Source organism: Methanococcoides sp. LMO-2 (genome assembly GCF_038432375.1).
Classification (GTDB): Archaea; Halobacteriota; Methanosarcinia; order Methanosarcinales; family Methanosarcinaceae; genus Methanococcoides; species Methanococcoides cohabitans.
This window is the reverse complement of the sequence record NZ_JBCAUS010000002.1, coordinates 602,417-618,083: the sequence shown is the minus strand read 5'-3', so window position 1 is coordinate 618,083 and position 15,667 is coordinate 602,417. Positions and strand designations below refer to the sequence as shown.

At 42.4% G+C, this 15,667-nt stretch carries 13 protein-coding genes; 5 read left to right on the top strand and 8 right to left on the bottom strand.

The features are described from left to right. The first annotated feature begins 16 nt into the window (after positions 1-16). Complete coding sequence (locus WOA13_RS03095) at positions 17-2,311, top strand: type II secretion system F family protein (protein WP_342126528.1); 2,295 nt, start codon at positions 17-19, stop codon at positions 2,309-2,311. Positions 2,312-2,356: 45 nt separating this feature from the next. After that, on the top strand, positions 2,357-3,001 hold the full coding sequence (gene rnhB, locus WOA13_RS03090) for a ribonuclease HII (RefSeq protein ID WP_342126527.1): 645 nt from the start codon (positions 2,357-2,359) through the stop codon (positions 2,999-3,001). 116 nt (positions 3,002-3,117) lie between these two features. On the opposite strand, the gene purQ is transcribed toward rnhB, so the two are convergent. The 5 genes from purQ to WOA13_RS03065 all read right to left on the bottom strand — a co-directional run bounded on the left by purQ (position 3,118) and on the right by WOA13_RS03065 (position 7,875). Then, positions 3,118-3,813 carry a phosphoribosylformylglycinamidine synthase subunit PurQ gene (purQ, locus tag WOA13_RS03085; protein ID WP_342126526.1) on the bottom strand — a complete coding sequence of 232 codons (696 nt, stop codon included), beginning with the start codon at positions 3,811-3,813 and terminating at the stop codon, positions 3,118-3,120. Next, the gene (purS, locus tag WOA13_RS03080) at positions 3,814-4,062 is read right to left on the bottom strand and encodes a phosphoribosylformylglycinamidine synthase subunit PurS (protein ID WP_342126525.1); all 249 of its coding nucleotides are present in this window, start codon (positions 4,060-4,062) and stop codon (positions 3,814-3,816) included. 89 nt (positions 4,063-4,151) lie between these two features. Then, a complete protein-coding gene (locus tag WOA13_RS03075; RefSeq protein ID WP_342126524.1) occupies positions 4,152-4,697 on the bottom strand; it encodes a CDP-alcohol phosphatidyltransferase family protein in 546 nt (181 codons plus the stop codon). Positions 4,698-4,812: 115 nt separating this feature from the next. Continuing rightward, positions 4,813-5,451, bottom strand: coding sequence for a tetratricopeptide repeat protein (locus tag WOA13_RS03070; protein WP_342126523.1), 639 nt, complete (start codon positions 5,449-5,451; stop codon positions 4,813-4,815). A 132-nt stretch (positions 5,452-5,583) separates the two neighbouring features. Then, on the bottom strand, positions 5,584-7,875 hold the full coding sequence (locus WOA13_RS03065; RefSeq protein WP_419095405.1) for a hydrophobe/amphiphile efflux-3 (HAE3) family transporter: 2,292 nt from the start codon (positions 7,873-7,875) through the stop codon (positions 5,584-5,586). A 289-nt stretch (positions 7,876-8,164) separates the two neighbouring features. On the opposite strand from WOA13_RS03065, the gene WOA13_RS03060 reads away from it, so the two are divergent. Together WOA13_RS03060 and WOA13_RS03055 are read left to right on the top strand one after the other, a co-directional pair. Then, positions 8,165-9,667, top strand: a complete 1,503-nt coding sequence (locus WOA13_RS03060; protein WP_342126520.1) for an asparagine synthetase B family protein — start codon at positions 8,165-8,167, stop codon at positions 9,665-9,667. A gap of 4 nt (positions 9,668-9,671) precedes the next feature. Beyond that, a complete protein-coding gene (locus tag WOA13_RS03055; RefSeq protein WP_342126519.1) occupies positions 9,672-10,361 on the top strand; it encodes a diphthine--ammonia ligase in 690 nt (229 codons plus the stop codon). A gap of 101 nt (positions 10,362-10,462) precedes the next feature. On the opposite strand, the gene WOA13_RS03050 is transcribed toward WOA13_RS03055, so the two are convergent. Then, positions 10,463-11,164, bottom strand: a complete 702-nt coding sequence (locus WOA13_RS03050) for an RAD55 family ATPase (protein WP_342126518.1) — start codon at positions 11,162-11,164, stop codon at positions 10,463-10,465. A gap of 415 nt (positions 11,165-11,579) precedes the next feature. On the opposite strand from WOA13_RS03050, the gene WOA13_RS03045 reads away from it, so the two are divergent. Then, positions 11,580-13,703 (top strand): ATP-binding protein, encoded by a 2,124-nt coding sequence (locus tag WOA13_RS03045; protein WP_342126517.1) that lies wholly within the window; start codon positions 11,580-11,582, stop codon positions 13,701-13,703. A gap of 39 nt (positions 13,704-13,742) precedes the next feature. On the opposite strand, the gene WOA13_RS03040 is transcribed toward WOA13_RS03045, so the two are convergent. Then, on the bottom strand, positions 13,743-14,435 hold the full coding sequence (locus WOA13_RS03040) for an RAD55 family ATPase (RefSeq protein WP_342126516.1): 693 nt from the start codon (positions 14,433-14,435) through the stop codon (positions 13,743-13,745). A gap of 80 nt (positions 14,436-14,515) precedes the next feature. Then, the gene (locus tag WOA13_RS03035) at positions 14,516-15,652 is read right to left on the bottom strand and encodes a hypothetical protein (protein ID WP_342126515.1); all 1,137 of its coding nucleotides are present in this window, start codon (positions 15,650-15,652) and stop codon (positions 14,516-14,518) included. Positions 15,653-15,667: the final 15 nt, after the last annotated feature.

Below are 15,667 nucleotides of genomic sequence, written 5' to 3'. Positions count from 1 at the left end.
CCTCTGGAGTGGTTAGGTGACAGAAGACATATCCCGGGAAAAGGGCCGTGAAGACGAGATTCAGGAAGATATTCCTGATATGTTCGATGATGCTGAAGATCAGGAGAATTTTCAGGATTCTACTTCAGAATATGATTCCAATTCAGATTCGATTTCATATTCCGACCCTGAATTCTCAGATGAGGCTGAAAATCCCGATGTTACCAATGTTTCTTCAGTTAAGCGAAAGGTTTCTTTCTTGGACAATATAAAAAACAAGATCTCCGGAGGACCAAAAAAGGATTCCGGTACGTTTGATAAGTTCTTCGATCGCCTTACTATCTTCAAAAAGATACCTTTTGCATTACTTGGTGACAGGATACAGGCAAGGAAAGAGAAATATGAAAATTTACAGGTGCAGCTTTACCAGGCACGTGTGCCACTTTCATATGAGATGTATGTCTCGAATGCGATCTTCTATTCCGTGCTTTGCTGTATATTCGGAGTTATTCTTGGTTTGATCCTTTCATATATTGTTGTCAGTGTGGTCGGGCTTCCCGATACCCTCACAAATCTTCATTTCAGCCAGTCCACTTCCTGGATACTGCAATTTAAATCGTTGTTCGTTAGCTTTTTTATAACGGTTCTGTTTGCTGCAATGATCGGTGGTGCTACCTATGGCCTGTTCATGCTTTACCCCGGATTTAAAGCCGGAGAACGTAAAGGCGATATAGACAGGCATTTGCCCTATGCTGTGACTTTCATGTATGCCCTCTCTAAGGGTGGAATGAACATCATAGAGGTATTCAGGCTCCTTGCCCGCTCCGAGGATACTTACGGGGAAGTATCGAAGGAGATCGATGCCATCCTTCGTGAGATGGACTACTTCGGACACGACCTGAGAACAGCTATCTCGAATATTAGTGATATCACACCTTCGGAAAGGTTCCAGGACCTTATGCAGAACCTGCTGACCATCATAGACAGTGGTGGAAGTATTCCGCGTTATTTCCAGGACAAATCTGATCAGTATCTACAGAAATCCATTGTGGACCAGAAAGGTTTCCTTGAGACCCTGGCATTGCTGGCAGAATCCTATGTGACCGCATTCGTTGCAGGTCCTCTCTTTATTATCATACTTGGTGTCATGATGGCTGTAATGGGTTCCGGCTCAGAGACAATGGTATATGCCATAATCTATGCAGTGTTGCCTATCGGTTCGCTCATGTTCGTCGTGATGATAAGCATCATCACCCCAAGTGAGAGTGGTGAGCCTGATGAACTGCCTACTTCCCTGATCCTTGACCATGGCATCCCTCAGGTACCTGAATATCTTGAACCGGTCTATGATGGGGCAGGTGAGCTTATTGATGAGACCGAGGAAAAGGTACATGAAAGGGAATTGTATGAGGATCTCGCAAGTTCCAAGAAATCACTGGCAATGAGAAATTTCCTGATGAACCCTCTCGTTCCATTGGTTGACAAACCACTTTATACACTCGCTATCACTTTGCCAATTGCATTCCTTGCAATTCTTATCCCATTCTGGATAAACAAAGGAAACCTGTATACAACAACTGACATCGTTGCTTTTATTGATGATTATATCGTGCTTGGTCTCTTCATGGTGATAGTTCCTCTTGCTATTTTCCACGAGGTAAAATCCCACAGGAAGAAGAGTCTTGAGAAACAGTTCCCTGATTTCCTCAAAAAACTTGCCAGTACTAATGAGACCGGAATGACCCTGCGTGATTCCATAAAGCTCATGGCAAATTCAGGAAAAGGCAGCTTTGGAAGAGAAGTTCACAGGATATGGAGGGACATCTTCTGGGGAATGAACGTAAATGATTCCCTTATCAGGTTTGCCAACAGGCTGAGGACGCATGTGATCGCCCGTTCAATGACCCTTATCACAAAGGCCAACGAATCAAGCGGTGATGTGGGTGAAGTACTTCTGGTAGCCGCACGTGATGCTGCATCAGAACAGGCCATGAAGCGTGAGCGTTCAATGAACATGATGATTTATATCGTCATCATTTACATTGCGTTCTTCGTGTTCGTTGGTGTCATATATGTTATCTCCACAACCTTCCTGGCAGAGATGGCAAATGCCGGCGAAAAGATGGCTGAAGCCGGTACTCAGGCCGGAGGTTTCCTCGGGAACTTTGACCTTGATGCATACACTCGCCTTTTCATGCACGCTTCCCTTCTCCAGGGATTAAGCTCAGGTCTTATGGCAGGTGCAATGGGTGAAGGAAATGTACTTTCAGGACTTAAACACTCAATTGTCATGATCACAATCGGCTATCTTATATTCACCCTGTTCGTATGAGTAGTTGTTCTGTTGACGCAGTCAATTGCAATATGAGGGATTTTAATGAAGATAGTGGGAATCGATGAAGCCGGAAAAGGGCCTGTAATAGGTCCTATGTGCATTGGTGGCGTGAGGATAGATAAGAGTAAGAGCAACGCCTTTAAGAATCTCGGGGTTGCCGATTCAAAGAAACTTTCGCCCAAAAAGAGAGAGCATCTTGCAGGTCAGATTAAGAAGTATGCAGATGACTATTTTGTATTCGAGGTCTCACCCGGTCAGATCGATGAGCTCCGCAAACTGATGAGCATGAACGATATCATGGTGCTTGGCTTTGGGAATGTTATCGAGAAGCTCCGGGGTGATGAGATCTATGTGGATGCCGCGGATGTAAAGGAGGAACGGTTCGGAAAGCGCCTTCTTGATAATTATATGAAAGAACATCCCGATGCAGCTGCTCCAAAGATCGTCTCAAAGCACGGTGCAGATGACCTTTTCCCGGTTGTGTCCGCAGCTTCCATTGTGGCAAAGGTCAGGCGTGATGAGCTTATAGAGGATCTCAAAAAGGAGATCGGTATTGATTTTGGAAGTGGATATCCCTCTGATCCCAAGACCAAGAAGTTCCTTCAGGACTGGTATGGTGAGCATGGTTCCCTGCCGGATATCGTCAGGCATTCCTGGAAGACCGCACAGAACATTGTCGGGAAGTAAAATTGTTCGGTTCAAGAAATTACAAAATTCTTTGGTCAATGATAGAAGGTTGAATCGAATTAAAGAAAAGGAAATAAAAGAATAGAAATTAAAAAGTTGAGTATATTCAGGTGATCTCACCTGTTAGAAATATACTCTACCATGGACTTGAACATCCTGACACCGTCATCGGAACCAAGAACGGATTCTGATGCTCTTTCCGGGTGTGGCATGAGTCCCATTACGTTTCTCTTATGGTTCAGTATTCCTGCAATGTTCTCCTGTGAGCCGTTAGGGTTTGCCTCGTCGGTCACGTGACCTTCGCTGTCAACATACCTGAAGGCTACAAGCTTTTCATCTTCCATTGCTGAAAGGGTTGGTTCATCAGCATAGAAATTACCATCCATGTGAGCGATGGGTATGCGGATGATCTCTCCTTCCTTGAAAGCGGAAGTAAATGGTGAATCTGTGGTCTCAACTCTCAGGCTGGTCCACTCGCATCTGAACTTTGGATATTCGTTGGTTGTCAGGGCACCATCGAGGAGTCCGGATTCGGTCAGTATCTGGAATCCATTGCAGATACCCATGACAGGCTTGCCCTCATCTGCCATCTTTTTAACAGAATTCATGATGGGTGTACGGGATGCGATAGCACCTGAGCGCAGGTAGTCACCGTAGGAGAATCCGCCGGGGATCACTGCACCTTCGAACCTGTCAAGATCTGTTTCCTTGTACCAGACACGTTCTGCATCTGCACCGACAACATCTTCCAGTACGTGCAGAACATCAAGATTACAATTACTTCCACCAAACTCTATGATGGCGATTGTCATTTAAGCTTCCCTCATTTCGATAGTATAATTGTGGATGATCGGGTTTGCGATAAGCTTCTGGCACATCTCATCTACCTTTTGCTTTGCCATTTCAGCGGATTCTTCCTCAAGGTCAATGATATATCTCTTTGATGTCCTCAGTTCGTTTGTGTGATATCCAAGGTGCTCCAATGCCCTTCTGATGGTAGTACCTTCCGGGTCCAGCATTCCCGGTTTAAGCTCTATTGTTACTTCTGCACGATATTGCATTTTGATCCTCTGTTCTTGCTAATAATGTGATTAGGGGGTATAATGGATATCAAGCAATTAAAAATATCGCTTTAAAATCCTGTATTGTGTCATAATGTTTGTTTTGCATTTAATATTCTCTGTACAAGGGTGACATGTGCGAGAACTGCTATCACGGCTACTGCTATCAGAATATATCCTGTTAATGCTCCCAGTACAAGTATGATAAGTCTTTCAGACCTTTCTGCGACCCCTACGTTCATTGAGGTTGACCCTGCGGCCTCTGCCCTGGCGCGTGTATAGCTGACCATGTATGAACCGATCAGTGCGAGAACACACCAAAGCCACAGTGGTGCCTGTAGAAGTGCAGGCTGGTAGATACTCCCGTTGATGGATCCATAGATGATCCCTGCAAAGATGACAGCATCTGCATACCTGTCACAGACAGAGTCCAATACGCCTCCAAAAGGTGTTATGTTTCCTGAGGCCCTTGCAACCGCACCGTCAAGGACATCGAAAATACCGCTTAGCATTATGAATATTGCTCCCATGATAAGATCGCCGATGGCAAACTCAAAGGCTGCGATAACACTGATAAGCAGTCCGATGATCGTCAGTATATTTGGTGAGATCGGAATGTTCTTTGCAAGCGGCAAAACGGAGATTCTGATCGTATCTTTTAGTTCGTTGAAAATAATTGATCCCTCTTGATCTCAAGTTCTATTATAGGGCTTCTTTATTATAGAATTTATGGGGGCATATTCATTAAACTTATTTATCGCTTATTGCTCCCTGCTCCCCGATATCCTTTAGTTTGGCCATTGCATTTGAAAGGTTGTTCTTTGCATCTTCATATTCGGGATCTGCATTAAGGACCTTTGCAAAACACGTAATAGCTTCATCATACTTTCCAAGGTGGTAGTATGCAACTCCTTTCTTGTTCCATGCCAGAGTATACTTTGGATCGATATCCATTGCCACATGTATATTTTCGTAACATCTGATGGCTTCCTCATACTCTCCCAGTATGTCATGTATCATCCCCTTATTGATCCATGCATTATCGTATCTTTCATCGATATCCAGGGTATTTGTATATGATTCGATAGCCTCTCTGTAGTTACCAAGATATGAATGTGCAATACCTTTGTTGTACCATATATCGGAATTACGGGGATCAAGATCCAATGCCTGTTCAAAACAGTATACGGCTTTTTTGTATTCACTCAGGTCACAGTAAGCTATCCCGGTGTTCGTCCACACAAGTGCTACAGCTTCCTCATTCCATAAACGTGGATCTCTGAGATCAGATTCAAGCACTGCACTATAGTATTCTATTTTTTCTTCCGGATATTCTGCGTGGAAACCAAGATGGAACAGTTCTTCTATTGTTTTCCCTTTCTCTTCCATCAAAAGCGACTCCATTCTCATTTATGAGTAGAAAATTTAATTGCTACCTTTTTTAGGAATGCCAAACATCAATAGGCATGTTTTGAGTATCAGGTATCTTTCACAATTATAGAGTATTCTTTGAATATATATTCAATGGTCAATATACTTCAATTCAGGAACTTCAATTCCCATTCTGCGGTCCCTCCAGCTATCAAGATAGACAAGCACCGGTGGGAATACAATGAAAGTTGCAAGTAGTGCCAGTGCAACATCGATCACTGTGACCATACCGAAGTTGCTGTTCATTGAGAACGGTGATGCTATCAATGCTGAGAAACCAAAGAGTGTTGTAAGACCTGACGTTATGATCGCCTTTCCTATCTTCTTGCTTGCCTCACGCATGGCTTCCACAGGGCTATGCCCTTTCTCCTTCTCTTCGAAATAACGCTCCATCATCAGGACTGCATACTCGGATCCCACTCCAAGTATCAACGCCCCAAGTGTTGCTGTCATTGGCGTATATTCGATACCCATGATATACATGACTCCGCCTGCCCAGCCAATGACCATGAGCATTGTGATAACCGGTGTGAAGGCTTTGAGCCAGTCACGGTATATTACAACAAGTCCTCCGAAGACCATAATGAGTCCGAGCATTGTCATTGCTACACGTCCCGTTGTCAATGCTGAGATAACCTCTGTGAAGGTCACGGTATCTCCGGTGATGGTGACACTGACGTCAGGTGGCGGAGGCATCCACATCACATCTGTCCTGACGATCTTCACAAGCTCTTCCATGCCTTTGATGCCAAGTCCCTCCCATGCGTTACCGATATCGAGGTTCAACAGGAGCATACTGTTACTGTAGATGTACCGGTTGCGTACATCTTCCGGCAACTGGTCATAGATTGCCTGTACTTCATTCCTGTTGTCAGGGATAGTACCCCCGTTCATCTGCTTAACGATCGGGACAATGCTGTCAGCTCCATAGATATCACTCCTGGCATCGACCTCACGTTCGCTGAACTCGTCCATCCATTGCAGTACTTCGGGATCAGCTGCATCATCCACCTTGATGATCAGATTTAGGAATACTCCTCCTCCAAGGACGTCTGCCATGTGATTCCAATCCACAAGTGCAGGCATGTCGGTGGGAACAAATGTTTTCATGTCAGTCTGTATCGGAACCTGAGAATCAGCGTAGAAACCGGCCAAGCATAGGGAAATTGCCAGGAAGAGCACGATTCCGGGATGCTTTATCGTCGCCATGGTGGTCTTTTCGATAAGACGTTCAAGGGAATCTCCGTTAGGTTTACCTTCAATTTCATTCCCGGTTCTGATTTCTTTATCTTTTACTTTTCGAATACTGATCGAAGGCTTTATGGAAGCAAGTTTTCTGAATATGCGGTTCTTCTTCCCGAGGGTGTCAAGTCCGTAAATGACAGTAACACCAACAAAAAGGGATGCAAGGAAACACATGAATATTCCTATGAGGAGGAGTTTGCCAAAGTCCTGTATCATTGGGACTGAGGAAGTGAAAAGAGAAACGAAACCAAGGGAAGTAATGATAAGTGCAATGAACACTGCCGGTCCTGTGTGTTTGACTGTTTCTATAACAGCTTCTGATTCTGATTCGCCTTTATCCAGCTCTTCTTCGATACGATTGTGGAACTGGATAGCATAATCTATCCCCAGTCCTACAAGTATTGGGAAAGCGGACATCGAGACCATGCTCATGGGTATCCTGACGTATCCCATGACGCCGAAGGTATAGATTATTCCAAGAAAAACTATTGCGAGGGGAAGTAGTCGCCACCTGACATGCCGGAATACTAGGTAAAGCACAATTATCATGAGAATACCTGACAACATCAGGAGAGGTCCCATGCTGGCATTCATCTCGTCCTCCATTGCGACATTGAAAGCAGGGTCACCTGTTACTATTACTTTGTATTCTGGAGGGAAATCCGCAAATTCCGCTGCAAATTCGACCTCCCTGAGGATCTCTCTCAGGGCATTTTCATTTGTATCTCCTGCCGCTTTCACAAAGATGATCGTGTGGGTTTCATCCGGCATTAGCTGCTGGGGACCTGCGATCTCGAGCAGGTGGTCTATCTGGTTCGGATCATCCGGTATCCTGTATCTTCCCGATGTCTGGAAATTGGTTTCCTTGACCACGGATGCCATGCTGGAGGTTTCCACCACGCCTTCGATAGAGCTCGAAAGACGTTCGAGCCGGTCTACCGCTTTCAGCAGTTCGGGGTCGGTAACGTCGCCGTTCTCCACCAGTACCACCATGGATTGTGTGTAGAATATATTCAGGAAAAGGTGGTCATAGTCCTGGTAAAGCTGGGATGTTTTTTCAACAAAAGTGTCAGTACCCGATTCCATGGTTATCTGACTGGCACCACTGAAGGATAAGATTATGAAAAGGAATGCTATTGCAATAACCGGCAGGGCGTTATTCTCAATGAAGAAGCCCAGTTTTTCGAATAGTTTTTTCAGAAAGATCTCTCCTTAGTCCTCATCAGGTTTTTTTGATGGCAGTAAGACCGGAAAAGGTTTGTTGATTTAGATCGATGACTTAAATGGATGTCCATGGGCTATATATTTTATTGTATATACGTCTGCTAATTCTATCCGTTCCTTCATTTATCTTCTCATATCTTAATTATACATTTCTCAGCATCTCCGATACATAGATATATGGTTGACAGATACTTTCAAGTACATGAGCAGGATCGCAGGCTATTTTAATACAGGTAACATGGGTGTGGACACCGCTCCAATTTTCCGGGATATGGAAAATCGCGGAAAATATGATGCACTTATCTATACGAGGGATGAACTCATTAGTTTTTCATCCGGGTCACAGTTGTCTGAATTAACAGCCGATGATTCCATGATAAGTTTCTTTGATCCTTCTATGGCTCCTTCAACAACTCATCTTTCTGGATCCGGGGCCGACATTACCGTTGTTTGTGATGTTGATCTATACAATTGGGATGAATTGTGCAACACACAAGGTTCTATCTTTTCCGATACCATGGACAATGGCGTCGATTTCATGCAATTATTCCTCAGTGACATCTTTAAAAGAATGAATTTCGAAGTATCGGGTATATCCCAAACTCTTGCTTTTCTCGATTCATCCCTGCGTAAACTTCGGGGTGTCTATGCTTTTGCATGTAAAGCAAATGACAGGATATATCTTGCCAGGGACCTGATAGGCGTTAAACCTCTCTGGTATGATGTTTCCGAAGGCCTTGCTTTTGCTTCTGAGAAGAAGTTCCTTGAAAAATCAGGTTACACTGAGGTTAAGGAGCTTTCTCCAAGGCAAATATTGTGCTATGACCTTAAGGACGACACAGTTACGATGCATGAAAGGGAATTCCTTTCCCAACTTCCTGAAGTTAAGGGCTCGGAGGATGATGTAAGAGACAAATTGCTTGCACTGCTCAGGGAGGCCGTTTCAGTACGTGTGCCGGATGAGGATTTTGGAGTCATGTTCTCGGCAGGGATTGATTCAACTATCCTGGCATCCATTTGTAATGAGATCGCCAAAGAGAAGAGTGTTTCAGTGACCTGTTATACGGTCGGGCTTTCCGGTGAAGTTTCCTCTCCGGATATTGCATGTGCTAAAAGGATATCTGAAGAGCTTGGATTTGATCTGAAGATCCATGAGGTCGATCTTGAGGCAGTTGAAGAGTATCTGGGGTTGGTTGTGCCTCTGATAGAAGATGCCAGTGTCCCGAAGACCGGTGTTGCAATGACCATGTATGCTGCAAGTGTTGCAGCAAAGAAAGATGGCATCAATGTCCTATTTGCAGGTGCCGGAGCAGACGAGCTGTTTGCAGGTTACAATCGATACAAGAGATCCGATAACATAAACCGGGATTGCCTGAAGGACATTCTTGAGATGCATGAGGTAAACACATACCGGGATGACACTGTTGCAGCATTTACAGGAGTATCCCTGCGTCTCCCTTATCTTGATGAAAGGTTTGTGGAGTACTCGCTGGCAATTCCTGAGAAATTCAAGATGTCAGAGAGTATGAACAAAGTGGTACTGCGAAGGGTAGGCGAGAAGCTGGACTTGCCGAAAGTCATCACGAAGCGCAGCAAAAAGGCTGCCCAGTACGGAAGCCGCTTCGATAAAGCATTGACAAAACTGGCAAAGCGTGCTGGGTTTGGTAACAAGACAGAGTATATCAATAGTTTTTCAGGAGAATGATAAAGTGAAACTGGGTGTTCTTTTCAGTTCAGGTAAAGATTCCAATTATGCATTGCATATCATGCAGCAAGAAGGCAATTCCATTGAATGCCTGATAACCATCAAAAGCAGAAATCCTGATTCCTATATGTTCCACACTCCGAATATAGACCTGGCAAGACTGCAGGCAGATGCCATGGAACTGCCTTTACTGGAGACCTTTACAGAAGGTGAAAAGGAACTTGAGCTCGAGGACCTAAAAAAAGCCATCATGCAGGCTCAGGAGGAGTTTGGCATCGAGGGAATTGTGACCGGTGCACTGTATTCCAATTACCAGAAGGACCGGATAGAGAAGATCTGCAATGAACTGGGACTTGAGTCATTCTCCCCGCTCTGGCATATCGATCAGGAGCAGGAGATGCGGGAGCTTTTGGACAAAGGTTTTGAGTTCATCTTCAGCAGTATCGCAGCTTATGGCCTGAACAGTAGCTGGGTTGGCAAGACAATTCTCAGCATTGATGTCGATAAGCTTGTGAAGCTCAACGAGAAAATCGGATTGAACATTGCAGGTGAGGGTGGAGAGTTCGAAAGCTTTGTCACCGATGCCCCGATGTTCAAAAAGAAGATCAAGATCAACGACTTCAGGCTCGTGGAACGTGACGAGTACACTGCGAACGTTGTGATCGAGGATGCAGAACTGGTGGACAAGAAATAACCTTTATCCGATTCTTTTTTTATTTATCTGCTTCTTATGGTTCCGATTGTTCAGTCTTCTTTATTCTCTTCATTTTCTCTTAATTACTACTCCTGTTTTGATCAGAAGATCGTACTCTTGTATATTTGCAACCCCGTTTTTGAAACAGTGAGTGCGTGAGGTTCCATGCTATGGGCAGATGAACGCATTTTTTTAACTTTAAGATAACGTTTCGATGTTTCATCCTTTGTATGGAATCCCAGTTCTATTATTCCGTCTGCAAGGTATCCTTCGAAGTCGACTTCCGATCCTGTTGAACCTGCTGTTTCCAGGATCAGGAATGTGGTGAGGTTCTGTCTCCTTAATGGCTCAAGGATATGGTAAAGACGCTTTCTCATTAGTTTTGGATCATTGTCCATAAGCGAGTATAGTGCTCCAAGTGAATCCAGTGCCAGGCAGGAAAATCTATCGCCATGTTCAATTTTTTGCTGGATTATACTATTCTCTATGAGGCTCAGGATGTCTCTGGAGTATGCATCTGACTGAAGTCTGCAATCGGTGTAGTCAAATATGAACAATTGTTCTGAAAGTTCAATACCCATGCTTTTCATATTCTTGAGATGATTATCTTTATTTTGCTCAAGAGTTATATATGAACCAATTTCACCACAACCATTCAGATATCCCGCCATAATGGAGTATACAAGTCCTGATTTGAGGCTTCCGGGTTCTCCGGTAATAAGAACTACGCTTCCTTTTGGTATGTCTTTATTAAATACTTCGTTAAGACCTTCAATAGTATCAATGAATTTCAGTAAATGCATCCCCTATATAGTGATTTTAGACGGGACCAAAACTATCTTTGATTCCTTTATGAAGGCAGTTCAATCTCTTTTTGGAATGGATCTACAGATATGAGTAGCAATGCTCTTAGCTCCATTTGAAATATGTATCGAAACCACCACAAATGATTTGGTGTTCGTGTATAAATATTTTTGTACAGAATGAAATATTGAACATTTTTATATATGGTTCGTATATTTAATATGATTATTATTTTAGTAAAGCACAGTAATATTATTTCCAGAAGTTTCATCTTTTAACGAAAAAAGATATTCAATAATATAATATTATATGACCAATTATTCTTATACATCTTACAAACTATTGATTATACTGTCTTGACAATATACAGGATAGCCAAATATGGATATTTTTAAAAACGATGCTCAAAATTCTTTGATCAATGGATCTAATAACATAAATGCGGATACTGGAGTCGACGCGCATTTATTAAGATCAGTTCTTGAGAATGTTCCTTTTATTGCTATGATTGTGGATAGTGATGCGAGAGTTGAATACATAAATCGTGCTACTACTGATGCCCTGGGGAAAGATAAAGATGAAGCTTTCGGGCTTCTTGGGGGGGATCTTTTTGGTTGTGTCAACTCAATAAAAGGACAGGGTTGCGGCAAGAACAGGGAATGTTCTGATTGTGTCGTACGAAATTCTATAACTCATACTTTTGAGACAGGTGAGAACCTGTATAAAAAAGAAGCTGAAATGGAGATTAGGTCCGATGGCAGAACAAGAACACACTATTTGCTCGTATCAACAACGTTGCTTCCTCATCAGGAAGCTGCAAAAGTATCACTTGTTGTATCTGATGTCTCTGAGATCAAAAGAACAAACCTTTTAACCAAAAGAAAACTTGAGATCGAAAGAACGGTAGCCTCCATTTCCTCGATGTTCTCCTCAGGAAAGAATATCGATCAAAATATTGATTTTGCTCTGGAGGAGATCTGTAATCTTTTTGAAAGCAGTAGAAGCTATGTTTTTCTTTTCCGTGAAGACATGGCTTTTATGGACAACACTCATGAATACTGTTCAGATGAAGTTAGCTCACAAAGAGGATCTCTTCAGGGACTACCGACAGAAATGTTCCCCTGGTGGATGAAAAAACTTCACATGGGTGAAGATATCCATATCAGGGATGTCTCATGCCTGCCTTGTGAAGCGATTTCAGAAAAAGAGACACTTGAAATGCAGGATATCAAGTCTCTGCTAGTTGTTCCGATGTACGTTAGCAACGAACTTGCCGGTTTTGTCGGATTGGATAATGTTCTATATAATGAAGACTGGGGCGAAGAAGATATTGCTATTCTCCGAATGGCCTCTCATAGTATCGGATCGGCATTTGAAAGCAAAAAAGCTGAGGAAATACGTGCAAGAATGGAAAATGAGCTTAAGGAAAGTGAAAAGAAATACCGTGAACTCTTTGAGCATTCTATAAACGGATTTGCTTTTCACAAGGTCATTACCGATGAAAATGGTGAGGTTATTGATTATGTATTTCTTGATGCCAATAGAGCATTTGAGAATCTGACTGGCTTAAAGTGTGATGACATCCTCGGTAAATGTGTGACGGAAGTTCTTTCTGGTATCGAAAAAACACCTTTTATTAAGAAATACGGGGAGGTTGCCTTGACCGGTAAAGAAACACGTTTCCAACTATATTCGGAACCAATTGGAAGGTTCTTTGATATTTCTGCCTATTCACCAAATAAAGGTTATTTCGCTACCATCTTTACTGACATCACTGAAACAAAGAAGGCAGAGGAAGAGGCACACAATGCTAAGGTCGCTGCTGAAGATGCTAATCAGGCAAAAAGCAACTTTATTGCAAATGTCAGTCATGATCTTAGGACACCTCTTAATTCGATAATTGGATTTTCAGATCTGCTTAATCTTCAGGCCTATGATGTCCTGACTGAAACCCAGAAGAAGTATCTTTTTAATATCTCTACAAATAGTACACATCTTCTGGAACTTGTCAATGATCTTCTTGACCTTTCAAAGATAGAGGCAGGTAAGATGGAGATGTCTCCTGATAAGTTTGTTCTCAATGATATGATCGAAGGGGTAAAAATGACAATGCTCCCTCTCGCAATGGAGAAACAGATCGAGCTGAACTACAATATTAACATCGAGAAGCCAATTATTGTGGCAGATCCGTTGAAGTTCAAGCAAATTCTTCACAATCTCTTAAGCAATGCAATCAAGTTCACAGACAAAGGCGGATCTGTAACAATGGGACTTGAAACAACTGATAATTTGGTTTCTGCATTTGTGGAAGACACGGGACCGGGTATCTCACAGGATGACCTGGATAAACTGTTCAATCCTTTTAGTCAGCTGGAGTCTGCTACCTCAAAGAAGTATGCAGGCACAGGTCTTGGTCTTGCAATTGTCAAAAATTTTGTAGAAATGCATGGTGGAGATGTATGGGTTGAAAGTGAGCCTGGGAAAGGAAGTACTTTCGGATTCAATATTCCATTAAAACCCGAAAATTCATCCCGGTGAACTTTTCTGAATGATCTCCACTATCTGAAGGCTATTGTTTTAGAAAATGGTTCCTTTGTATATATGTAGCCCATCGTTTGAAACAGTGAGAATATATGGGTCCATATTGTGTGCTGTTGCACGCATTTTCCTGACCTTTAAGTAGCGGTTAGTGCTATTGTCTTTTGTGTGGACTCCAAGTTCAATTATACCATCTGCAAGGTAACCTTCAAAATCATGGTTGGGTCCGTTAGGATCAGCCATTTCAAGAATTATGAAAGTGGTAAGGTTCTCTCTTCTTAAAGGTTCTAACAGGTGATAGAGCCTCTTTCTAAGCAGGCGAGGTTCAACATCCATCAATGAATAAAGCGCACCCAGGGAATCCAGGGCCAGGCAGGTAAAATTGTCTCCTAGTTTATGCTTATACTGGATGATATTTGTCTCGATAAGGCTTAGCAGGTCTCCTGAGAATTCATCATATTGGAGTCTGTAGTCCGTGAAATCTGATATTGTAAGATTATCTGAAAGTTCCAATCCCATACTTCCCATGTTCTCAAGATGGCTTTTCTTGTTTTGCTCAAGGGTTACGTAGATCCCGTGTTCTTCACAGTTGTTCAGATAGTTTGAAAGTATAGAGAATACAAATCCGGATTTCAGGCTTCCGGGTGGCCCGGTTATCAGGACTACACTTCCTTTTGGAATATCGGTTTCAAATATATCATCAAGACCTTCAATAGTATCTATAAATCTCACGAATACCACCCTTTTGTTATTGCTACAATTATTGTTATTGTATTTTGTTTTTGATTTTCCTGACTCCAACAGTTATATTATTAGTATTGTAAAGACTGCTGAAATTGTTGTGCATCATCTTTTCTTTCAAAATTCAGGATATTTCTGATAGTTTCAAGACCGCTGGCTGAAAGTGTCTTATCACTTTCAATAAGTCTCTTCGTATGTAATTCATTTAGTTGTAGATTAAGTTTTTCAGGAGCATAATACAAAGTATTTGCAATATCATAATCTTTACTAATTCCCAGGTAAAGGCATGTCAGTAACCTTGTCTGAATATCTTCATTTGCATTGAATATTTTTTCCAATGCAAAGATGACCTGTGAGTTTTCAGACTCGATATTAATTGAGGCATCGGAACGGGTTTGAATATGAAGCGAAGGTTCGTTGATGTCCAGAACCTTTAAACTGATTTCCTTTACTTCCGGAACCACTATGTAATGCCATAGATCTTCTAAAAAGACAGAACCTGAAGTAAATGAATATTCATATTTCTTTGTGAACTGGACGATGGTATCTTTTGGGTTCAGTACTTCGATAACATCCTGGGTTTCTGTTTCCTCTGTGAATAGAAGGTTTTGTTCTGTTTTTGTATCGGAAACCCCCTTTGTTTGCTCAAGATAGTAATGACCCTGTTGTGTTATTCTTGCAGATTGATCTACAAGTCCTCTTCTTTTAAGTGTTTCAAAAGCGCGTTGGAGTACGTTCCTGTCTTCAGATATAAGCGGCAGGTAGGAGTTTATGTCCTTTGTTTCAGTTGACAGCAGGCTTAAGAGCTTTGTTTCTTCCTCTTTAAGACCTTCGAAATTGGTATTGGCCCGAAATCCTATACGCTCAGTCAAATGTGTTCTTATCAGTTCAAGGTCCCGGGAATTGCCTGCAAGGGCCATGGAATGCTTTACGTATGAAGAACCAAAAAGGGAACTTTTCTTGTAATTCAATATCAGTTCGTCGAAATAACCACTTTCTTTACGTATTTCATTTATGACTGCAGGTGGTATCTCAACTCCTACGGCTTCTATTGAATTAAAAGGTATTACTTTCCAGCTGGTTTCTGTAGGAAACCATATCTCATTGTCTGTAAAATTCACAACACCATGTTCCCAGGAAAAAATCTGGGCATTCATGATGCTTATTGGCTGGGGCAAATCGATGGCATATGAGATTTCGACTTCCATTTTCTTAACCTTTGT

Bases quoted from the DNA above. Each gene is read 5' to 3' on its own strand.
- WOA13_RS03050 (WP_342126518.1), bottom strand. From the start codon at position 11,164: ATGCATTTACTGAAATTCATTGATACTATTGAAGGTCTTAACGAAGTA.
- WOA13_RS03060 (WP_342126520.1), top strand. From the start codon at position 8,165: ATGAGCAGGATCGCAGGCTATTTTAATACAGGTAACATGGGTGTGGAC.
- purS (WP_342126525.1), bottom strand. From the start codon at position 4,062: ATGCAATATCGTGCAGAAGTAACAATAGAGCTTAAACCGGGAATGCTG.
- purQ (WP_342126526.1), bottom strand. From the start codon at position 3,813: ATGACAATCGCCATCATAGAGTTTGGTGGAAGTAATTGTAATCTTGAT.
- rnhB (WP_342126527.1), top strand. From the start codon at position 2,357: ATGAAGATAGTGGGAATCGATGAAGCCGGAAAAGGGCCTGTAATAGGT.
- WOA13_RS03070 (WP_342126523.1), bottom strand. From the start codon at position 5,451: ATGGAAGAGAAAGGGAAAACAATAGAAGAACTGTTCCATCTTGGTTTC.
- WOA13_RS03035 (WP_342126515.1), bottom strand. From the start codon at position 15,652: ATGGAAGTCGAAATCTCATATGCCATCGATTTGCCCCAGCCAATAAGC.